The 21,793-nt window shown below is 57.3% G+C and carries 21 protein-coding genes; 15 read left to right on the plus strand and 6 right to left on the minus strand.

Annotated features, from left to right (window positions below; translation table 11 throughout):
• The first annotated feature begins 67 nt into the window (after positions 1-67).
• Positions 68-1,657: a peptide chain release factor 3 gene (locus L861_RS03080; RefSeq protein ID WP_021029094.1), complete on the plus strand. Its 1,590-nt coding sequence runs from the start codon at positions 68-70 to the stop codon at positions 1,655-1,657.
• Positions 1,658-1,755: 98 nt separating this feature from the next.
• Positions 1,756-2,523, plus strand: a complete 768-nt coding sequence (locus L861_RS03085) for a TatD family hydrolase (RefSeq protein WP_016415093.1) — start codon at positions 1,756-1,758, stop codon at positions 2,521-2,523.
• Positions 2,524-2,528: 5 nt separating this feature from the next.
• On the opposite strand, the gene ygfZ is transcribed toward L861_RS03085, so the two are convergent.
• Positions 2,529-3,575 (minus strand): CAF17-like 4Fe-4S cluster assembly/insertion protein YgfZ, encoded by a 1,047-nt coding sequence (gene ygfZ / locus L861_RS03090; protein WP_016415094.1) that lies wholly within the window; start codon positions 3,573-3,575, stop codon positions 2,529-2,531.
• 143 nt (positions 3,576-3,718) lie between these two features.
• Between ygfZ and L861_RS03095 the strand changes: the two genes are divergently transcribed.
• The 6 genes from L861_RS03095 (at position 3,719) to L861_RS03120 (ending at position 10,622) form a co-directional block, all read left to right on the plus strand.
• Entirely contained in the window at positions 3,719-3,910 is a 192-nt protein-coding gene (locus tag L861_RS03095; protein WP_016415095.1) for a hypothetical protein, read from the plus strand.
• Between the two features lies 1 nt (position 3,911).
• On the plus strand, positions 3,912-4,313 hold the full coding sequence (locus L861_RS03100; RefSeq protein WP_016415096.1) for an OsmC family protein: 402 nt from the start codon (positions 3,912-3,914) through the stop codon (positions 4,311-4,313).
• Between the two features lie 41 nt (positions 4,314-4,354).
• Positions 4,355-6,385: an excinuclease ABC subunit UvrB gene (gene uvrB, locus L861_RS03105; protein ID WP_016415097.1), complete on the plus strand. Its 2,031-nt coding sequence runs from the start codon at positions 4,355-4,357 to the stop codon at positions 6,383-6,385.
• Positions 6,386-6,573: 188 nt separating this feature from the next.
• Positions 6,574-8,079, plus strand: coding sequence for a fumarate hydratase (locus tag L861_RS03110; protein ID WP_016415098.1), 1,506 nt, complete (start codon positions 6,574-6,576; stop codon positions 8,077-8,079).
• A gap of 74 nt (positions 8,080-8,153) precedes the next feature.
• Positions 8,154-9,572 (plus strand): cardiolipin synthase, encoded by a 1,419-nt coding sequence (gene cls, locus L861_RS03115; protein WP_016415099.1) that lies wholly within the window; start codon positions 8,154-8,156, stop codon positions 9,570-9,572.
• 132 nt (positions 9,573-9,704) lie between these two features.
• Positions 9,705-10,622 (plus strand): LysR family transcriptional regulator, encoded by a 918-nt coding sequence (locus L861_RS03120; RefSeq protein ID WP_016415100.1) that lies wholly within the window; start codon positions 9,705-9,707, stop codon positions 10,620-10,622.
• Between the two features lie 51 nt (positions 10,623-10,673).
• On the opposite strand, the gene L861_RS03125 is transcribed toward L861_RS03120, so the two are convergent.
• On the minus strand, positions 10,674-11,759 hold the full coding sequence (locus tag L861_RS03125; RefSeq protein WP_016415101.1) for a bifunctional nicotinamide-nucleotide adenylyltransferase/Nudix hydroxylase: 1,086 nt from the start codon (positions 11,757-11,759) through the stop codon (positions 10,674-10,676).
• 179 nt (positions 11,760-11,938) lie between these two features.
• Here L861_RS03125 and L861_RS03130 point away from each other — a divergent pair, with 179 nt between their 5' ends.
• Entirely contained in the window at positions 11,939-12,844 is a 906-nt protein-coding gene (locus L861_RS03130) for a YihY/virulence factor BrkB family protein (protein WP_016415102.1), read from the plus strand.
• A gap of 77 nt (positions 12,845-12,921) precedes the next feature.
• Here L861_RS03130 and L861_RS03135 read toward each other — a convergent pair whose 3' ends face one another.
• Entirely contained in the window at positions 12,922-13,980 is a 1,059-nt protein-coding gene (locus L861_RS03135; protein WP_016415103.1) for a Glu/Leu/Phe/Val family dehydrogenase, read from the minus strand.
• Between the two features lie 194 nt (positions 13,981-14,174).
• Here L861_RS03135 and L861_RS03140 point away from each other — a divergent pair, with 194 nt between their 5' ends.
• On the plus strand, positions 14,175-14,447 hold the full coding sequence (locus L861_RS03140; RefSeq protein ID WP_027947474.1) for an acylphosphatase: 273 nt from the start codon (positions 14,175-14,177) through the stop codon (positions 14,445-14,447).
• Positions 14,448-14,461: 14 nt separating this feature from the next.
• On the opposite strand, the gene L861_RS03145 is transcribed toward L861_RS03140, so the two are convergent.
• From L861_RS03145 to L861_RS03155, 3 genes are read right to left on the minus strand one after another with little or no spacing between them, the layout of a single operon-like run.
• The gene (locus L861_RS03145) at positions 14,462-15,403 is read right to left on the minus strand and encodes a nucleoside hydrolase (protein WP_016415106.1); all 942 of its coding nucleotides are present in this window, start codon (positions 15,401-15,403) and stop codon (positions 14,462-14,464) included.
• A gap of 19 nt (positions 15,404-15,422) precedes the next feature.
• Positions 15,423-16,343 carry a ribokinase gene (locus L861_RS03150; protein WP_016415107.1) on the minus strand — a complete coding sequence of 307 codons (921 nt, stop codon included), beginning with the start codon at positions 16,341-16,343 and terminating at the stop codon, positions 15,423-15,425.
• Between the two features lie 24 nt (positions 16,344-16,367).
• Entirely contained in the window at positions 16,368-17,309 is a 942-nt protein-coding gene (locus tag L861_RS03155) for an NAD(P)-dependent oxidoreductase (RefSeq protein ID WP_016415108.1), read from the minus strand.
• A 200-nt stretch (positions 17,310-17,509) separates the two neighbouring features.
• Between L861_RS03155 and L861_RS03160 the strand changes: the two genes are divergently transcribed.
• From L861_RS03160 to ruvA, 5 genes are all read left to right on the plus strand, one after another.
• Positions 17,510-17,782 (plus strand): FmdB family zinc ribbon protein, encoded by a 273-nt coding sequence (locus L861_RS03160; RefSeq protein ID WP_016415109.1) that lies wholly within the window; start codon positions 17,510-17,512, stop codon positions 17,780-17,782.
• 75 nt (positions 17,783-17,857) lie between these two features.
• On the plus strand, positions 17,858-19,639 hold the full coding sequence (gene aspS, locus L861_RS03165) for an aspartate--tRNA ligase (RefSeq protein ID WP_016415110.1): 1,782 nt from the start codon (positions 17,858-17,860) through the stop codon (positions 19,637-19,639).
• 88 nt (positions 19,640-19,727) lie between these two features.
• Positions 19,728-20,477 (plus strand): YebC/PmpR family DNA-binding transcriptional regulator, encoded by a 750-nt coding sequence (locus L861_RS03170; protein ID WP_016415111.1) that lies wholly within the window; start codon positions 19,728-19,730, stop codon positions 20,475-20,477.
• 12 nt (positions 20,478-20,489) lie between these two features.
• Complete coding sequence (gene ruvC, locus L861_RS03175; RefSeq protein ID WP_027947473.1) at positions 20,490-21,035, plus strand: crossover junction endodeoxyribonuclease RuvC; 546 nt, start codon at positions 20,490-20,492, stop codon at positions 21,033-21,035.
• 125 nt (positions 21,036-21,160) lie between these two features.
• The gene (gene ruvA, locus L861_RS03180; RefSeq protein ID WP_016415113.1) at positions 21,161-21,769 is read left to right on the plus strand and encodes a Holliday junction branch migration protein RuvA; all 609 of its coding nucleotides are present in this window, start codon (positions 21,161-21,163) and stop codon (positions 21,767-21,769) included.
• Positions 21,770-21,793: the final 24 nt, after the last annotated feature.

Here is a 21,793-nt window from a genome sequence, read left to right on the forward strand (position 1 = left end):
CAATCCATTCGTGGCCAGAAGGTGCTTGCACCTTTGCTGGACACTGCAGACGTCGTGAACACCCTACATGTCAGAGTCGCCATTGGCCCGGGAAGTCGGGCTGCGCAGAACCTTTGCAATAATTAGCCACCCCGATGCGGGCAAGACCACTATTACCGAGAAAATGCTGCTGTTCGGCAATGCCATCCAGTTGGCAGGCTCGGTCAAGAGCAAGCGCGCTGAGCGTCACGCCACTTCCGACTGGATGAAGATGGAGCAGGAGCGCGGTATCTCGGTCACTACTTCGGTAATGCAGTTTCCCTATAACGGCCGCATCGTCAACCTCCTCGATACCCCGGGCCACGAGGACTTTTCCGAGGATACCTATCGCACCCTCACAGCGGTGGATTCGGCGCTAATGGTCATCGATGCGGCCAAGGGGGTTGAGGCGCGTACCATCAAGCTGATGGAGGTTTGCCGTCTGCGTACGACTCCCATCCTGACCTTTGTCAACAAGTTGGATCGCGATATCCGTGACCCCATCGAGGTGATGGACGAGATCGAGACCGTGCTCAATATCCAATGTGCCCCGATGACGTGGCCGATCGGTATGGGGCGTCATTTCAAGGGTGTCTACCATCTCTATAACGATGTCATTCACCTTTACACCCAAGGGCAGGGGAATCGGATTCCCGACGACAAACGCATCGAAGGGCTCGACAGTCCCGAAGTGGATGAGATCCTCGGTGCCGACCAGGCCGAAGAGCTACGCATGGAAGTCGAGCTGGTGCGTGGCGCTTCCCATGAGTTCGACCTCGAAGCCTACCGTCGCGGTGAGTTGACACCTGTCTATTTCGGCACGGCAATGGGCAACTTCGGTGTGCGCGAGATGCTTGATGGTTTCGTCGAGTATGCTCCGGTTCCTCAACCGCGTGAGACCAATACCCGGGAAGTCGAGGCCAATGACGAACGCTTCAGCGGGTTCGTTTTCAAGATTCAGGCCAACATGGACCCCAATCATCGTGATCGGGTGGCATTCCTGCGTGTTTGCTCGGGAAAGTACGAGAAAAACATGAAGATGCGTCATGTGCGCATCAAGAAGGACATCAAGATTGCCGACGCCTTGACCTTCATGGCTTCCGATCGTGCCCATGTCGAAGAAGCCTGGCCTGGCGACATCATCGGTTTGCACAACCATGGCACCATCCAGATCGGTGATACTTTCACCATGGGCGAGGACATGCGTTTCACCGGTATTCCTCACTTTGCTCCTGAGTTGTTCAAACGCGTGAGGCTGAAGGATCCGCTGAAGATGAAGGCACTTCAGAAGGGGTTGCAACAGCTTTCCGAGGAGGGGGCGACGCAGGTCTTCATGCCGTTGGATAACAACGACCTGATCCTTGGTGCCGTGGGTAGCCTGCAGTTCGATGTGGTAGCTCACCGCCTCAAGGAGGAATACAAGGTGGACTGTATCTATGAAGCGGTGAACGTCCATACCGCACGCTGGATCTATTGCGACGATGCCAAGATGCTCGACGAGTTCAAGCGCAAGGCCAGTACCAACCTGGCGCTCGATGGCGGCGGTTACCTAACCTATATCGCCCCGACACGTGTCAACCTGCAGATGACCCAGGAACGCTGGCCCGGCGTACGTTTCGCCGCGACCAGGGAGCATTAAACACAGCCATAAGCTGTAAGCCGTAAGCTTTAAGTTGTTAAAGCTTAAGGGGGCTGCGAAGTGCTTACAGCTTACAGCTCCAAACTTACGGCTGCCTTATGCTCATCGACGCCCATTGCCATTTGGATTTCCCTGACTTCGACGCCGACCGAGAGGCGATGTTCGAACGGGCAAGGGCGGTGGGTGTCGAGCACTTCGTGGTGCCAGGGACCACACGATCACGCTGGTCGGCGGTGCTGGCGTTGGGGGAGCGAGCCGATATCAGCGTCTGCCTAGGCCTGCATCCCTATTTCATTGCTGAGCACGTAGATGATGATGTCGAGGCGCTGCCACATGCTATTGACGCACACCCCGAGGTGGTGGCGGTTGGCGAGTGCGGTATCGATGCTCGCTTCACCGAAACGCTCGATGCCCAGTGGGCACTCTTCGATGCTCAGTTGCGATTGGCCAAATCACGACGATTACCTGTGGTCATTCACTGTGTGCGAGCCAATGATCCAGTTGCCAAGCGCTTACGCCAGCTCGATCTTCCCGCCGGAGGATTGATTCATGCCTTCGCGGGTAGTGAGGAGCAGGCTAAGCGCTTCATTGACTTGGGCTTCGTCGTAGGGCTAGGTGGGGCGGTGACGCACGAGCGGGCCCAGCGATTGCGGAGAGCCGTGGCTAGCCTGCCGGAAGATGGTTATGTACTCGAGACCGATAGCCCGGACATGCCCATGGCGGGTTATCTGGGAATGCGTAACGAGCCGGCTAGGGTGGTCAAGGTTTGTGAGGTCGTCGCCGCGCTACGTGACCAGTCGTTCGATAACGTGGCCGCGCAAAGCACGGCCAACGCCTATCGGCTATTTGGCATTTCCAAGGAATAAACTGGTTAAGCTTTTGGCGTTGGGTGGGCCAGACTTTCCGGATCCAGACGTTCCACGACATAGGGAAGCTTAAGCGGTTTGAACCGCTGACCGTCCACGCTAAGCGGGCCGGGTGCTTCCCGGGTGGTCACCACGGCCAGGATTTCCACTTGGCCATAAGCGTCGAGTTCAGCACAGAAAACTTCACCATGCGCCTTGCCTTCGGGATCTTCCACTGCGGTGCCCGGGGCAGGCAACTCGGCTCCTTCGAGCTGGGCGCGTATCAGGCGTTTCTTGACCTGGCCGCGAAAGTGGGCTCGAGCCACCACTTCCTGGCCAGTGTAACAGCCCTTCTTGAAGCTGATACCACCCAACGCTTCCCAGTTGATCATCTGCGGCAAGTAGGTGTCCCGGTGCACGTCGCGCATCCAGGCCATGCCGGCCTGAATGTCGTGCAAGCACCACACGGCATTGCCCACCGGAAATGTCTGGGGAGTCAGTGCGTCCCACACAGTGTTCACGTCTTGTTTGGGCACGATCAGCATCAGTCGTGATCGTGGTCCGGGATGGCGCAGTACATGCCAGCTGCCACGGCACACATGGTGCCATACGGCGGGTGGCTCGATGTCCAGTTTGGCTTCGAGAAGCGCTGGTGCATCGTTGCCAATCAGGCCAAGGAGTGCCAAGTCGTCGCGCTCTTGCATGTCAGCCTTGTAGAAAGCGGCGAACTTGCCGAGATGTGCCTTGAGTGAGGCCATCAGGCTATGCTCCAGGATCAGCCAGAAGCGTTGGTCTTCGACACGTACTACCTGAGCATTGGCCAGCATGCGGCCCTTGGGGGTACAAAAGCAGGTCAGAGGTGCGAATCCCGAAGATGCCAGACTGAGCTGGGCGCTGGCCTGTCCCTGCAGGAAACGCTCGGCATCGGTTCCGCTGATTTCAAGAACGCCTAAATGGGCAAGCGGCGTACGAACACTCGCATCCAGTGCCTGGCGTGCCTGGTTAGGGGTATCGAACTCCACGCGTCGTTCGTCCAAGGGCGTAGCGCCTACCAGGGCACTCCAGTCGATCATATGGATACTCCATCATCATATCGGGTAAGGCATCATTACATCATACTGCATGGGGGCTGGGAGCGGTGATTCAAGGTCAACCCATGGTGGTGGACGCATGATAGACTGATGCATGAGTTCATGCCGCTTTACAGGAGCCGATCATGGCCCATATTTCCCTGTGCTTCGAAGGCGTCGACGATGCCGAACTGATCAATCGCATCACCACCGAGCTGATGATGCTGGATGGCGTCGAGAGCGCTGAAGTCGGGCGCCATGGAGCTGAAGTGGAAGGGCGAGTACGTCGCGATGCCCTGATAGAAACCGTCGAAGCACTCGGCGTCAAGGTGAGCTGATATGACGATTACGGTGATCAGTGAACGTGAAGGAAAGTATCGACAGCGTGCCGTCTTCGACAGTTTTGAGGATTTGTTCGTCGATTCTCCTCGGATCGTCGGCGGTGATGAAAGCGCTCCAGACCCACATGACTATTTCGACCTGTCGCTGGCGGCCTGCAAGGCAATCACGGCCCAGATGTATGCCTACCGCAAGGAATGGCCGCTCGAAGGAGTAACCGTAACGGTGAAGCGTGACGAACGTGATGAGCGTCATGGTGTCTATCGGCTTGAGGTATTGATGAATTTCCACGGCGACCTCGACGCCAAGCAGTTGGCACGCCTGACCGAAATTTCGAATCGTTGCCCCATTCACCGTTTGATGACCACTTCGACAGTCGAGATTACCACTCGCCAGGAATGAGCGCGTGCCTTTCCTGGCAGTCGGTCGATGAGAGATCGCTCATGAGCAAAGTCTTCAAGCTGAATTCCAAGTTCCAGCCCGCCGGCGATCAACCAGCAGCCATCGATAGCCTGGTCAAGGGGCTGGAGGCGGGGTTGGCGCACCAGACCATGCTTGGTGTGACCGGCTCGGGCAAGACCTTCACCATGGCCAATATCGTCGAACGTCTGCAGCGACCGACCATCGTCATGGCGCCTAACAAGACGCTGGCGGCCCAGCTCTACGGTGAGTTCAAGGCGTTCTTTCCCGACAATGCCGTGGAGTATTTCGTCTCCTATTACGATTATTACCAACCCGAAGCCTATGTGCCGTCGTCCGACACCTTCATCGAGAAGGATGCCTCGATCAACGACCATATCGAGCAGATGCGCCTGTCGGCGACCAAGGCGTTGCTGGAACGACGTGATGCATTAATCGTGGTCTCGGTATCTGCCATCTACGGGTTGGGCGATCCCGACCAATATCTCAAGATGCGCTTGCACTTCAATCGAGGCGAACTGATCGATCAGCGCTCTTTTCTGAGGCGCCTGGCTGAGTTGCAGTACACACGCAACGACATGGATTTTCGCCGTGGTACCTATCGGGTACGTGGTGATGTCATCGATATCTTTCCTGCCGACGCCGACGAGGAAGCGGTGCGCGTCGAGCTGTTCGACGATGAGATCGACTCCATTCGTCTATTCGATCCCCTGACTGGGGAGGTGCACGGCCAGGTGCCGCGCATGACCATCTATCCCAAGACGCATTATGTCACCCCGCGTGAAACCATTCTTGCGGCCGCCGAGCATATCAAGCTGGAACTTACTGAGCGTCTGGAGTGGTTGCGTAAGCACGACAAGCTCGTCGAGGCCCAGCGCCTCGAGCAACGTACGCTCTACGATATCGAAATGATGCATGAACTGGGGTATTGCAACGGCATCGAAAACTATTCGCGCTATCTCTCGGGGAGGGCCCCCGGTGAGCCACCCCCGACGTTCTTCGACTATCTACCGCCTGATGCGTTGTTGTTCATCGACGAGTCGCACGTCAGCGTGCCACAGGTAGGCGGCATGTATCGTGGCGACCGTTCGCGCAAGGAAACACTGGTGGAGTATGGATTCCGTTTACCGTCTGCGTTGGATAACCGTCCCATGACCTTCGAGGAGTGGGAGCGAATCTGCCCGCAGGGCATCTTCGTTTCGGCCACGCCGGGAGCCTACGAGAAAGAACACGCTGGCCAGGTGGTGGAACTGGTGGTTAGGCCAACGGGCCTGGTCGATCCTGAAATCGAAGTGCGTCCTGCTTCCACCCAGGTGGATGATCTGCTTTCGGAAATCCGATTGCGTACCGAAGTAGGGGAGCGAGTACTGGTCACCACACTCACCAAGCGCATGGCTGAGGACTTGACCGAATACTTGGATGAGCATGATGTTCGGGTACGCTACCTACACTCGGATATCGACACCGTGGAGCGGGTCGAGATCATTCGCGACCTTCGCCTTGGCAAGTTCGACGTGTTGGTTGGTATCAACCTGCTGCGCGAGGGCTTGGACATTCCTGAGGTGTCGTTGGTGGCGATACTCGATGCCGACAAGGAAGGGTTCCTGCGTGCCGAACGCTCATTGATCCAGACCATTGGGCGTGCAGCGCGTAATGCCAACGGCAAGGCGTTACTTTACGGTGATCGCATCACCGACTCCATGCGTCGTGCCATTGATGAAACCGAGCGCCGGCGGGCTAAACAGATCGCCTTCAACGAAGAGCATGGCATTACGCCACAGACAGTGACCAAATCGGTTGCCGACATCATGGAAGGCGCTCAGACCCCTGGCAAGAAAGGTGGGCGCAAGCGTACCGAACGCCTGGTAGCCGAACGTGACGCGGTCTACGACAGGAACAAGGATCATCCAATGGGCGGCGACGAGCTGAAGCGCGAGATCTCGCGTTTGGAAGATGCCATGTTCGAAGCGGCCCAGAACTTGGAGTTCGAGGAAGCGGCGAGACTGCGTGACCGCCTTCATCAGTACAAGGAGCAATTGTTGACCTTGGGGTGATCAAGAGAAGTTATACCGTTATCTCTCGTGAAAGAAAAACCAAGGATCACCTCAAACTCCTAGCATGATCGTGAGAGCAACTGCCGCGTCCCAGGGGGATAAGGTATAATCCGCGCCCACCAGGGCTCGCTTCGTTTCCTGACGATGTTTTGCGAGCCATTCGTCACAGCCAAGGAGCGCTTTTCCTCATGACCGTGATTCGCCAGGATGACCTCATCCAGAGCGTGGCAGATGCCCTCCAGTACATCTCCTACTACCATCCCAAGGATTTCATCGATGCCATGCATGGCGCCTATGAGCGCGAGGAGAATCCCGCCGCCAAGGATGCTATTGCTCAGATTCTGATCAATTCCCGGATGTGTGCCACTGGCCATCGGCCCATCTGCCAGGATACTGGTATCGTCACCGTCTTCGTTCACGTAGGCATGAACGTGTGCTGGGAAGGTGACATGAGCCTGGACGATATGATCAATGAAGGTGTGCGTCGCGCCTATCTGCTGCCGGACAACGTGCTGCGTGCTTCGGTATTGGCTGATCCGGATGGGCAACGTCAGAACACCCAGGACAATACCCCTGCGGTGATTCATCATAAGCTGGTTCCGGGTGACACGGTCGAGATTCATGTTGCAGCCAAGGGGGGCGGCAGCGAAGCCAAGTCCAAGTTCGCCATGCTCAATCCCTCGGACAGCGTGGTCGATTGGGTGCTGGAACAATTACCGAAAATGGGGGCCGGCTGGTGCCCCCCCGGAATGCTGGGGATCGGCATCGGCGGCACCGCAGAAAAGGCCATGGAACTAGCCAAGGAGTCGCTGCTCGATCCGATCGATATCCAGGAACTTCAAGCGCGAGGAGCGAGCAATCGCGCTGAGGAATTGCGCCTGGAACTTTATGACAAGGTCAATCGTAGCGGTATCGGCGCCCAAGGGTTGGGTGGCTTGACCACAGTGCTCGATATCAAGGTCAAGGATTATCCGACTCACGCCGCCAACAAGCCGGTAGCGATCATTCCCAACTGCGCGGCAACTCGCCATGTGCACTTCACCTTGGATGGCAGTGGCACCGCCGAACTGCCGGCTCCCAAGCTGGAGGACTGGCCGGAGATTACCCGCGAAGCAGGAGAGAACGTCAAGCGCGTCAATCTCGACACCGTTACCGCGGAAGAGGTACAGAGCTGGAAGCCCGGCGATACCTTGTTGCTCAACGGCAAGCTCTTGACCGGCCGCGATGCCGCCCACAAGCGCATGGTCGATATGCTGGCCAAGGGGCAGGAGTTGCCAGTGGACCTGAAGGGGCGTTTCATCTATTACGTAGGTCCAGTGGATCCCGTGCGCGACGAAGTGGTCGGGCCGGCGGGGCCCACGACGTCGACACGCATGGATAAGTTCACTCGTACCATGCTGGAAGCGACTGGCCTGCTGGGTATGGTCGGTAAAGCTGAGCGTGGTCCAGTAGCGATTGAGGCGATTCGCGATCATCAAGCCACTTATCTGATGGCCGTGGGTGGTGCTGCCTACTTGGTCGCCCAGGCGATCAAGAAGTCACGCGTCGTGGGCTTCGAAGATCTGGGCATGGAAGCCATCTATGAATTTGAGGTGGAAGACATGCCAGTCACCGTGGCCGTGGATAGCCAAGGAGAGTCGGTGCACCAGACCGGCCCGGCGAAGTGGAAGGAAATCATCGCCGAAAGGGTCTAAGGAAAAGGTCTACCGACGGCGCCATTTCGGTGGGGCCGTCGACTCTCGGCAGACGGATCTGAACGGAGAGCGACATGACGTCTTGGTTGATCGGGTTTGCGATCTTCATGGTGCACCTACTGGGGATTCTTTCCGCAGTGGTAGCCCTGATGTCGAGCCGAACTTCGCAAGGCGCTGTCGCCTGGATCATCTCGCTGGTGACGTTTCCCTATGCCGCAGTTCCCGCCTATTGGGTTTTCGGTCGGCCACGCTTCTATGGCTACGTTTCGGCACGAGGTGAACGCGATACGGTGTTGCGCCGTGTGCTGGCACGCTACCGTGACCTGATCGAACCCTATTTGGCCACGGCTAGTCAAGGTGATGTCCGGGCCGTCGAGCAGCTCGCGATGATGCCACTGACCAGTGGTAATCGTGCTGAGTTACTGATCAATGGCGAGGCTACCTTCGACAGTTTGTTCACTGGAATCGATGAAGCCGAGGAATACATCCTTATCCAATTCTTCATCGTGCGTAATGACACGCTAGGTCTCGAACTCAAGCGGCGGCTCGTGCACGCAGCGGAACGCGGCGTGAGAACCTATTTTCTGTTCGACGAGATCGGTTGTCATAAACTCAATGACGGCTACCTCAACGATCTGCGAGAGGCTGGAGTAGAAGTCAGTGCTTTCAACTCTTCACGGGGGATACGCCACCGCTTCCAGCTCAACTTCCGCAATCATCGTAAAGTGTTGGTGATCGATGGCCGTCTTGGCTGGCTCGGTGGTTTCAACGTCGGCATAGAATATTTGGGCCAAAACAAGCGCCATGGTCTGTGGCGGGACACGCATCTCAAGCTGGCCGGCCCAAGTGTGTTGGGGTTGCAAGAGGCGTTTTGGGAGGACTGGCATTGGGCAACGGGCGATGTACTCAATCTGACCTGGCTTCCTCAGGTGACCTGCGTGGAATGTCAGAATGTCGTGATTGTGCCCTCTGGGCCGGCCGACCGCCTTGAAACCGCTAGCTTGCTGGTACAGCAAGCCATTCACAATGCCAGTGAACGATTCTGGGTGACCAGTCCTTATTTCGTGCCCGACCAAGGCGTTCAGGATGCTTTACGCCTGGCGGCGATGCGTGGCGTAGATGTCAGGGTCATGATCCCCGAACGCCCCGATCATTTGTTGGTCTTTCTCTCGACCTTCGCCTTCCTGCCAGACATGTTACGTGCGGGAGTCAAGATATATCGCTATCAGCCTGGTTTTTTGCATCAGAAGGTAATGTTGATCGACGACCACAGCGCGGCCGTTGGTACCGTCAATCTCGATAATCGTTCCTTCAGGCTCAATTTCGAGATCACGGCTTTCGTATCTGACAAGCGCTTCGCGGCGGAGGTCCGGCTAATGCTCGAGAAAGACTTTGCCGCTTGCCGTCGTATCAGTTACGACGAACTCAGACAGCGGCCATTATGGAAGAAACTGGTTTCGCGTGCGGCTTATCTGTTGTCTCCGGTTCAATGAACATCATCTCGACAAGCGCAGCCTCGGCTGCAAGGCTGCGCCATGGCGTTGCAGAAAATCGACAGCGTCGTTGGCCGGTCGATGTCGCTCAAGTAAACTGTTGTTTTCCATGACACGTCATCGGGAGTCACGGTGAACCTCGAGACCAAATGGCTGGAAGATTTCGTCGCTCTGGCCAACACCCGCAGCTTTTCCGCATCGGCGCGACAGCGTCATGTCACTCAACCGGCGTTCAGCCGGCGCATTCGCTCTCTTGAGCAAGCGGTGGGCGTAACCTTAGTGGATCGTTCCACCACCCCAGTAGGGCTGACGCCAGAAGGGCAACTGTTTCTGGTCACGGCCCGTAATCTGGTCGAACAGCTCAGTGAATGCCTGGGCCATCTACGCGGCCTGTCGATGGCCAACGAAGCGCTCGATATCGTCGCCGCCCATTCCCTGGCACTGGCTTTCTATCCGCAATGGATCTCACGTCTCCAGCAAGGGCTGGGGGAACTGCCCACACGGCTGGTGGCCATGAACGTTGGCGACGCCATCCACGTACTGCGCGAAGGCAACTGTGATTTGATGCTCGGCTATTACGATCCTTATGCCAGCATGCAACTCGATGCCGAGGTCTTTCCGTCCTTTTCCATCGGCCAAGTCAAGATGATACCAGTCTGCCTTCCTGACGAGCAGGGGCGGCCGCGCTTTCCCCTGGACGGCGAAGAACCAATTCCCTATTTAGCCTATACCCAAGGAGCTTTTCTCGGCCGTAGTGTACGAATGTTGCTGAAGAACGACCCGCTGCGTCTACGCTTGCGGACCGTCTACGAGACAGCAATGGCCGAGGGGCTGAAAGGTATGATGCTGCAAGGGGTTGGCATGGCCTGGATTCCTGACTTCTGTATCCGGGAGGAGCTGGCTACCGGTCGCTTGGTCAGGGCCGCGGATAGTACATGGGACGTGCCGTTGGAAATTCGCCTTTATCGCTGTTCCCTGGTCCACAAGCCTGGCGTAGAGAAATTGTGGCGACAGATGATGAAGCTTCCGCGCGATTTCCTCCAAGCCTAAGAATACACTGAATGATTTCCTGCGTGAGTGAGTCACTGCATGGCGCGGTTCTCAGGGGCCGCTGAAGTCGGCAGGCAGACCCAGGAAGTTCTGAATGATGAAGAAGTGATCCTCGAACAGAGTCTCCGGCTCGAGATCGGCCAATGCCACCCAACGTGCTTGATCACCACCTTTGACTGGCTTGAGCCGGGGAAGTTGTTGTTCGGGGCGTAGTGCGAAGTAGAAGGCCTCGGCCAAGGTTCGGCCACGCCAACTGCGGTGGGGCTCATCGAACAATCGTTGGCCACGCAATGAGCCCTTCAGCACCGGTTCGGGCACCTTGAGGCGTACCCGCTCGCGCAACTCGCGCAAGCAGGCATCCAGTAACCGCTCATGGGGATTGATGAACCCGCCAGGTAAGGCCAGTAGCCCTTTGCCTGGAGCGGCGGTGCGATTGACCAGCAGTACGTGGCCGGACTGTACCACCACGGCATTGACGGTGACGAAGATAGGCGGATAGGGCGCTTCCGCCCAGGCCTGGCGATACTGATTCAGCAAATGCTGCTCTTCCAGTAGTTGTTGCCAGGGTTCGCTGCCTTCGAAGTCCCGTAGCGTCTGATGTACGCTCGGGGGCAAGTCATGAGCGGCCCCTGTCGTCATATAGTCGTTCGCCGAGGACAGCGATCGAAATAGACGCTCCCGAATTCGGCTCGCAGAAATGCCTTCGACCAGCGGTACACTGACTGATTCCCATTGTGGGAACAGGCTAAGGTAGTAGCTCGATTGTCCCCGACTCGCACCGATCAGCCCGATTCTGGGAAGCTTGCCATGACTGGGGCTGGCTATGTCGCGCACCTTGCGCTGTACATCACGTACCCAGACATCGTTGTTGTACAGGGCATCCAGCAACGGCTCGATTTCCAGGCGCTGGTTGTCTTCCTCGTCAAAGCAGCTCCTGAGCATTGTCAGCCGCTCTTCGAAGCGCCATGGGTTACGTAGTGAGCGTGCCTGCCAAGCGGACCCGACCAATACGATGACCTGACGTGCCCGTTTCAAGGCTTCGTGGATTACCGCCAAATGCCCCAGGTGGGGGGGTTGGAAGCGCCCGATGAACACTAGGCAGTCGAAATCGGGCAGCGGCTGTGGCGAAGACGCCATAAAATCCCCCGGAGCAATACATGTGGCAATGGCCTGCGACCGCTACATTATCAAGGCCAATGCACGTCGCTGCAATGCAGCTATACCCTCTTTGGCCATGTCAGTAAACGCTTGATTAACTGCATGATCTGCCGGCCTCGCGTATGCTTCAACATGAATGGAAAGGCTGAGGAGCATTCGTGATCAAGGATCTGACCCTCTATTGGTGGCACATCGTTCGCGACGCCACGAGCTTATGGATCGAGCGCAATGCCTTCAGTTATGCCGGCTCGTTAGCGTTCTATACGCTGTTTTCCTTGGCGCCAACCGTGATCATTGCCGTCACGGTGATTGGTATCGTGCTGGGAGAAGATGCTGCCCGAGGGCAGATCGTGGCCCAGCTTCAGGACACCATGGGGGTAGAGGCGGCCACGGCCATTGAGCATGCCGTCGCCCAGTCGCGCATCGAAGAGTCTGGGCTCATGCCCTCATTGCTCGGGTTTGGTGCACTACTGGTAGGGGCAACCACGGTCTTTGCCCAAATGCAGTTCTCACTCAATACCATCTGGGGAGTGACGGCCAAACCGAGTAGCAATAGTTTATGGATTTTCCTCAAGAACCGGATACTATCGCTGACAGTGGTGCTGGCGTTCGGCTTCATCATGCTGGTGTCTTTGGCCTTTGGCATCGTATTGCGAGCGTTACTGCATGCCACCAGTCTATTGCCTGCAATCGAGGCATTACTCGGCGGTGCCGAATTCCTGGTGTCGTTGGCAATGATCGCCGCCTTGTTTGCCACCATCTTCAAGGTATTGCCCGATGTCGTGTTGCATTGGAAGGATGTCGTTGTCGGGGCGGTGGTCACCGCCGTGTTATTCGCGATAGGACGCTACGCCATCGCAACCTACCTTGCTTATACTGCAACGGCCTCGACCTATGGCGCCGCCGGCTCCGTGGTGCTGGTTCTGCTGTGGGTCTATTACTCGTCCCTTATCCTTCTGTATGGTGCCGCCTTCACCAAGTGCTACCTGTTGGCGCGCGGTCGTGACATCGTGCCTCGTAACACGGCGGTGCTGGTCAGGCGCGAGTTGATGACCGAGGAGTGAGAAGGAAGTAAAACTGCAAAGCCTGCCCTCATCTAGCTAGGGGCAGGCTTTTCGCTTGGGCTTTCAAGTCCCCCCCTTCAAGCAGCCTGATGCGTCTGCGCCTTGAAGCGTTCTTCGGCTACCCGATCGGCAATTTCTTCCGGCGGAGAGTGTTCGCGGCGGGCACGTTGGAATATCTCATCCAAGGTATCCTCGATGCCTTCGACATGAGTCATCACGTCTTCCCGGCGATAGTCGTGACGACGCTGCCACGCCACTTCGATCACGCCTCCAGCATTGGCAGCATAGTCAGGCGTATAGAGAATGCCGCGCTCGTGCAGCCGTCTTCCCGCCGCTGGGGTGGCAAGCTGATTGTTGGCGGCGCCAGCGACGACGCGAACTTTCAGACGCTCGCAAACCTGATCGTCAATCACACCTCCCAGAGCACAGGGGGCGAAAACGTCAGCATCCACGTCGAAAATTTCGGCGGGAGCTACCACTTCGGCACCAAGCTCCTTGGCCAGTTGTGCGGTAGCGGCTTCGTTCACATCACTGACAACCAACTGGGCACCGGCAGCTCGCAATTCGCGAGCCAGATACGCTCCTACATGACCGACCCCTTGAATCGCTACTCTGAGATCTTGCAGATGCGTTCGGCCAAGGCCGTGACGTACCGCGCAACGCAAGGCACAAAACACGCCGTGGGCGGTAAAGGGTGAAGGGTCACCGGACTCGACCCCTGGTTTACGCAAACCACTGACGTGTTCGGTTTGCCTGGCTATCACCTGCATATCCGCCTCACTGGAGCCGGAGTCTTCAGCCGTGATATAGCGACCTCCCAATGAGTCGACCAAGCGACCCATGGCTTCGAGCAGAGCAGACGTCTTGTGGCGTATGGGGTCGGCGATGATCACCGCCTTACCACCCCCCAACGGTAGGTTGGCCAATGCCGACTTGTAAGTCATACCGCGGGACAATCGTAATACATCGGTCAGAGCATCCTCTTCGCTAGCGTAGGGATATATGCGCAAACCGCCCAAGGCTGGGCCGCGATAGGTGTTATGGATGGCAATGATGGCCTGCAGGCCGCTGTTGTCGTCGAAGCCGAAAACGACCTGTTCATGTCGATCGAATTCCGGATGCTGGAAGACTCGCATGGCGGTATCCCTTTTGAGGATTGTTGTTGATGGGCCGGGTAGGGCCACTAGCATGGTTTACGAAAGCTTTTGGCTTCTCGTACTTGAAAGACTAGCGCACCTGAAGAAGCGTTCCCACCCTGGCGCTTTTGTTGGCATTCTGGTGAGCTGCTAGAAATAGGATCAAGGATCAATACAGGTGAATGGAGGCGGCAATGGCGAAATGCTGTGTAAAGGCGGTAGTGACCGGCAAGGTACAAGGCGTATGGTTTCGTCGTGCAACTCAGGAACAAGCATTACGAATGAGGGTGACCGGCTATGCCAAGAACCTGCCTGATGGGCGAGTGGAGGTACTGTTATGCGGAGAGGGGGAGGCCGTCAATAGTGTGACCCAGTGGCTGTGGCAGGGGCCGCCAGATGCCCGGGTGACACATGTCGAATTGGAAGGCGTCGAGTGGAGAGACCATGACGCCTTCCTTACGCTTTGAGCTTTTGGCGGTTGCTATTTGAGGGTATCGACGATCCACTCTACGACCGCCTTGCCATCGGCACCGGTACACACCTCGACCACAGGGGTTCTCGCCCAACGTTCATCAATGAAAGGCCGTCCCTCCAGGGCAAAGACGGTTTGGCCCTCGGCGTCACCCTCGGTGATGACAGTGAGGTGGCCGCGAGCGGTGGTGAAAAGCTCCGGTTTGATCAACCAGGCCAGAGCACAGCTATCGTGAGGACAGCATCCATCGATTCCCAAGGCACCGCGGTAGAAGTCACTGTAGAAGGCATAGCTGCCGGCCAGCACGTTGCCCAAGCGTCCTTGACCAGCCGCAATAGCTTCCATGTCGACAGGTCGCAACACGCAACGATGGGTGGCATCCAGCCCGACCATGGTCAACGGCCAATCGGCAGTCAATACCCGGGATGCTGCATGCGGATCGTTGAAGATATTGGCCTCAGCCACAGGGGTGACATTACCCCCTTCCTTGACCGAGCCTCCCATGATCACCACCTGCTTGACCTTGGTGACAATATTGGGATCGAGTTGCAAAGCGGTCGCTAGATTGCCCAATGGCCCGACTGCCACCAGCGTGATTTCTCCCGGGCGAGCGTTGACCTGATCGATGATGAACTGGGCTGCACTACGAGCCTCAGCTTGTCCCTTGATGGGGGGGAGGTCGATATTGCCGAGTCCGTTTTCACCATGAATGAAAGCTGGTGCGGGATGCTTGGCTTTGACCAATGGTGCAGCAGCGCCTTGGGCAACGGAGACGATTTTTCCAGCCAGCTCGCTAAGCAACAAGGCGTTGTGCGTGGCGGTTTCCACGTCCACGTTGCCATAGGTGGTGGTTAGTCCCAGCAACTCAATCTCAGGGTGGGCGAGAGCAATGGCAATAGCTTGGGCGTCGTCGACCCCAGGGTCAGTATCGAAGATGATCGGGTAGCTCATGGGATTTCCTTTTCCTCTCTCAATATGATGTCAATTTCAGCTTAGGCCAGTGACGTGTAGTGGCTTCGACATCGCTGTCAACGGGGATGCTGGGGGCCGCTCCAGCACGCTGCACACATAGCGCCGAAGCCGCGCTAGCCAAGCGTAGGCAATATTCAACATCATGTCCGTGTTGGCGGGCCGCCATGAAATAGCCGATAAAGGTATCGCCTGCAGCGGTGGTGTCGACAGCCTCGACCTGGTGAGCAGGCAGGCACAAACGCTCTCGGTCGTGTTGATAGCAAACTCCTTCGTTTCCCAGAGTCAGAACGATTTCGACCTTGGGCAAGCGATGTCCTAGCGCGTCCAACAACGCATGTTGATCGGTTTTCTCGTCGAGTTCCAGAAGTGCCGTGGCTTCGCCGCGATTGACGAACAGTAACTGACATGCCTCCAGAGGTAATTCGAGTACGTCGGCTGTCATTGGCGCCGGGTTGAAAGCAATGGCCATACCACGTTCGCGAGCGAGCGTCATGATATGCGACAAGCCATTGCACTCATTCTGCAATAGCAACCAATCACCGGGATTTGCCTGAGCGATCAGGGCATCGATTCTCGAGACCTCGAAACCATGATTGGCGCCAGGGAACAGAATGATGGCATTCTCGCCTCGATCATCGACCTGAATTAAAGCATGGCCGCTGGGATCGTCGATCAGTTCGACATTGGAGGTGTCCACTCCAGCCGCTGACAAAGTTTCAAGTACCCAGTGATCAATGTTTCCGAGTCGTCCCCAATGACAAACGTTGCCACCGGCACGGGCGATGGCTAGCGACTGGTTGGCTCCCTTGCCGCCAAGCACCTGGCGATAACTCGAGCTGGCCAGGGTTTCTCCTGGACGGACGAGGTGTGGTACCCGGTAGATATGGTCGATATTGATAGAGCCGAAGTTGTAGAGCATGGGGTCTCCTCGGGCGAAGCGGAATCATGCACGGGTCTGGTACCAACGGTGCAGATTCTCGGCGGTAAGGCGAACCACGTTGGCACGTGCCTCAGGGGTAATCCAGGCGTTGTGAGGGGTAACGATCAGGTTGAGCGGTTCAGCGGCGGCCGCAATCAAGGGATGGCCGTCGCGTGGTGGTTCGGCGGGTAACGTATCAATACCCAAACCGCCCAGTCGCCCACCTCGGAGGGCGTCGAGTGCGGCCAATTCGTCGATGATGCCACCACGTGCGCAGTTGATCAGCAATGCATCACGCTGCATTCGTCCCAGCATGTCGGCATCGATCAAGTGATGTGTCGCTTCGGTCAAGGGGCAGTGCAAGCTGACGATATCGGCCTCTGGTGCCAAGTCAGCAAGTGATGGGCGGTCGTCGCTGGCCTCATTACCCGGGCGAGCGGTGAAACTTACGCGCGTGCCGAACGCTTCGGCTAATGTCGCCACTCGCCGTCCCAATTCACCCTGGCCGACGATGACCAAATGCTTGCCGGCAAGCTCCAAGGTGCGATGATTCATCAAGCAAAAGAAGAGGCTTTCCCCCCAACGGCCAGCAGCTACGTCGCGCTGATAGAGCGGTAGCCGGTTGGCCAGAGCCAGCATCAGCATCAGCGTGTGTTGGGCAACACTCTGCGTGCCATAGGCTGTTACGTTCCTGACGTCGATACCCAGACGTTTGGCAGCCTCCATGTCGATATTGTTGGTACCAGTGGCCAGCACACAGATCAACTCGAGTTCGGGCAGTGCTTCCAGTACCTTGGCATCCAGGACGACCTTGTTGACGATGGCGATCTGGGCGCCGGTGAGGCGAGTGACACGTTCCTCAGGCGAGGTAATGTCATGGGCTTCCAGTTCCTGTACTTCCTCATGCAGGGGGGTAAGATCGATATCATCGCCAAGCGTCGCGGTATCGAGAATCACGGCTTTCATGGTCAGATTCCTTTTTCACGGCACCGGGAGCGCCAACTTGCCCGCCGGGGGGCGCAACACGCTATAATATTCGGCTTTCAAGCCTAGCTTGGAAAGTACGACGAGTGGCCACATATTGCCAGCTGCCAAATCAGTGGCTGCGCGATACCCCGGTCATCGCGTTTCTACAGGCGTTTTCGTATCCAAGGGTGATGAAAACCATGCCGATCTATGAATATGAGTGCAAGGCCTGTGGCCATCGTCTGGAAAAGCTGCAGAAAGTCAGTGCCGCGCCGTTGACCGACTGCCCAAGCTGCGATGCCGCCGAACTGACCCGTCTGGTATCGGCCGCTGGCTTTCGCCTGGCGGGCGGTGGCTGGTACGAGACCGACTTCAAGTCGGGTGGCAAGAAGAATCTGGCTGGAGACGGTAGTAGTAGCGATGGCGGTACCTCCAAGACATCCGCCGAGAGCAGCAAGACAGCCTCCGCTTGAGTGTTGGCCGGCAGCTTGTGCCGGCCAACACCGACAATGACGAATTTTCGATAACGCAACAGAACAGGATTTGACATGCGCAGCCATTATTGCGGCCAGCTCAACGAAACCTTGGTAGATCAGCAGGTCACGCTGTGCGGCTGGGTACACCGTCGACGTGATCATGGCGGGGTGATCTTCCTCGACATGCGTGACCGCGACGGCATTGCCCAAGTCGTGGTCGACCCCGATACTGCCGAGGCCTTCGCCAATGCCGACCGAGCGCGTAACGAGTTTGTGCTGCGCATTCAGGGGCGTGTTCGTCTGCGCCCGGAAGGGACCCAGAACCCCAACATGCCGACCGGCATGATCGAGGTGCTGGCCAAAGATGTCGAAGTGCTCAACACTGCCGCGACACCTCCCTTCCAGCTCGACGAACACGGCAAGGTCGGTGAGGAAGTACGCCTCAAGTATCGCTATATCGATCTGCGCCGCCCGGAGATGATCGATAAGCTGCGCCTGCGCTCACGCATTACCCATCGGGTCCGTGCCTTCCTCGAGGACGAAGGGTTTCTCGACATCGAGACGCCGATCCTGACTCGCGCCACGCCCGAAGGTGCTCGTGACTACCTGGTTCCCAGCCGTACCCATGCAGGCAGCTTCTTTGCACTGCCTCAGTCGCCTCAGCTTTTCAAGCAGTTGCTGATGGTATCGGGCTTCGATCGCTACTACCAGATCGCCAAGTGCTTCCGTGATGAAGACTTGCGCGCTGACCGTCAGCCCGAGTTCACCCAAATCGACCTCGAGGCATCGTTCGTCGACGAAGACGATATCATGGGTATCACGGAATCGATGATTCGCAGCCTGTTCCGCGAAGTACTCGATGTCGAGCTTCCCGAATTCCCGCGTATGCCTTATGCCGAAGCCATGTCGCGTTACGGCTCTGACAAACCAGACCTGCGTATCCCGCTGGAGTTGGTCGATGTCGACGACTTGATGAAGAATGTCGACTTCAAGGTTTTCTCCGGCCCGGCCAACGCCGAGGATGGTCGCGTAGCCGCGCTCAAAGTCAGCGGAGGCGGCAAGCTGACCCGCAAGGAGATCGACGACTATACCAAATTCGTCAGCATCTACGGCGCCAAGGGGCTAGCCTGGATCAAAGTCAATGAACGTGCCAAAGGGCTTGAAGGGCTGCAGTCGCCGATCGTCAAGTTCATGGAGAGTGTGATCGAGGAGCTACTCGATCGTGTTGGTGCCGAGGATGGCGACATCATCTTTTTCGGTGCCGACAAGACCCGTGTCGTCAACGAGGCGTTGGGTGCGCTACGGGTCAAGCTCGGTGAGGAGCTCGAGCTCTATACCCGAGAATGGGCTCCGCTATGGGTCGTCGACTTCCCGATGTTCGAGGATGATGGCAGCGCCCGCCTCCAAGCGCTGCACCATCCCTTCACAGCACCTTCTTGTGATGTGGAAACCCTGAGAAGCAATCCTGTCGTGGCGCTCTCACGTGCCTACGATATGGTGCTCAATGGCACTGAACTTGGCGGTGGATCGATTCGTATCCACGATCAAGACATGCAGCGTGCAGTCCTGGAAGTGTTAGGAATCGACCAAGCTGAGGCGGACGAGAAGTTTGGCTTCCTGCTCGAGGCTTTGAAGTTCGGTGCGCCCCCGCATGGTGGCTTGGCCTTTGGCCTCGACCGCCTGGTGATGCTGATGAGTGGTGCCCGCACCATTCGCGAAGTCATCGCTTTCCCCAAGACTCAGAGCGCTGCTTGCTTGATGACCGACGCACCTGGCGATGTCTCTCAGGATCAGCTCAAGGAGCTCAATATCCGCTTGCGCCACAAGGCCAAGGTCGAGACAGCCGGAGAGTAATGTTTGGGGGCATCAGGTCTGGCAGTACCAATGCAGTAGCTTGTTCACCGGCGCCCATGGGCGCCGGTGACATATGATAGGAGTTTGCATGGCAGGTCACAGCAAATGGGCGAATATCAAGCATCGCAAAGCCGCGCAGGATGCCAAGCGTGGCAAGATCTTCACCAAGCTGATTCGTGAACTGACCGTGGCCGCTCGGCAGGGCGGTGGCGAGCCAAACGACAACCCCCGCTTGCGGGCAGCGATCGACAAGGCACTCGCCAATAACATGACCAAGGACATCATCCAGCGCGCCATCGACCGCGGTACCGGTAGTGCCGAAGGCGACGACATGGAAGAAATCGTCTACGAGGGCTACGGGCCAGAAGGTGTGGCGGTGCTGGTGGAGTGCATGACCGACAACCGCAATCGCACGGTTTCTGACGTTCGCCATGCGTTCAACAAGCATGGCGGCAACCTTGGTACATCAGGTTCAGTGGCCTTCATGTTCCACAAGCAGGGGCGCCTGTTGTTGCCGGAAAGCGTGACGGAAGAGGCTGCCATCGAGGTGACGCTCGAGGCGGAGCCCGAGGATATCGTGCCCCAGTCGGATGGCACACTCGAGATCGTTACGAGCCCTGAAAGCTTTGGGGCCGTCAAGGATGCGCTGACAGAGGCCGGTATCGAGCCTTTATCCAGTGATGTGGGCTTGTACCCGGATAATTACACACGTATCGACGATGTGGAATTGGCACGCAGAATCATCAAGCTGATCGACATGCTCGAGGATCTCGACGACGTGCAGAACGTCTACTCCAACGCGGATTTCGATGATGCCATTCTTGAACAACTGGATTGAGGTATGCCGGCGATGCTGATCCTCGGCATCGACCCCGGTTCACGCCTCACGGGTTATGGCGTCATCGATGCCGGAGCTGCCAAGCCCGTCTATGTGGCCAGTGGCTGCATTCGTCTCCAAGCGGATGATCTGGCCCAGCGGCTTGCCCAGATCTATGCAGGCATCAGCGAGCTGATCGCCGTGCATCGACCTGGTGAATTCGCTATCGAACAGGTCTTCATGGCCAACAACGCCGATTCGGCCCTGAAACTCGGCCAGGCGCGCGGTACGGCCATCGTGTGTGCCGCCAACCATGGTTTGCCGGTCAGCGAATATGGGCCACGCCAGATCAAGCAGGCGGTGACCGGTACTGGAGCAGCCGACAAGCGCCAAGTACAGCATATGGTGACAGCTATTCTGGGGCTGGACGGTACCCCTCAAGCTGACGCGGCTGATGCCCTTGCCATCGCTCTGACCCACGCCCATGCCCGCCTCGGACTGGTCCAGACCGGCAGTTTTGGTGGCCGGCGTGGTAGCAAAGGGCGGGGAGGGAGTTGGCGGGACTACCGCCCCAACTGAGATGTGACCTCGCGGCAGTTTCATTACGCTAAATTATCAAACAGCGTTTGATAGAACTGCTGGTCAGTCGAACGACCGATGAGTATAGTGGCCTGCAACCACACTCATTGAAGCGTGTAATAGCCATGATTGGACGCCTGCGTGGCACACTATTGGATAAACAACCCCCTTGGCTGGTCATTGACGTGGCTGGGGTTGGCTATGAGCTGGAAGCATCCATGAACACGCTGGTTGCGCTTCCGGCACCAGGTGAGGTGGTACAACTCTATACCCATCTTGCGGTGCGCGAGGATGCTCACTTGCTCTATGGTTTCGCACGCGAGCAGGAACGCTCCCTGTTTCGTGCCTTGATCAAGGTCAACGGTGTCGGCCCCAAACTGGCTCTTGCGATTCTGTCCGGCATGGAAGAAGAGCAATTCATTCGTTGTGTGATGGATGATGACATCAAGGCCTTGACGCGCTTGCCGGGGGTCGGAAAGAAGACCGCCGAGCGGCTGATCATCGAAATGCGCGACCGTTTTCCTCAATGGACGCGCGCTACCCTGGATGGGATACCTGGCCAAGCTACAAGTACTCGGCCTACGGAGGCGAATGCCATGGTGGACGCCGAAGCTGCTCTGGTATCGCTGGGCTACAAGCCGACCGAAGCATCTCGCATGCTGTCCGGCCTTGGCGACGAGCTATCCACCGAGGCCTTGATCAAGGCGGCGCTGGCCCGCAAGCTAGCAGGTTGATGGAAAGGAAGCATATCGATGGAT

The organism is Litchfieldella anticariensis FP35 = DSM 16096 (assembly GCF_000409775.1).
In the GTDB taxonomy this organism is placed as follows: Bacteria; Pseudomonadota; Gammaproteobacteria; order Pseudomonadales; family Halomonadaceae; genus Litchfieldella; species Litchfieldella anticariensis.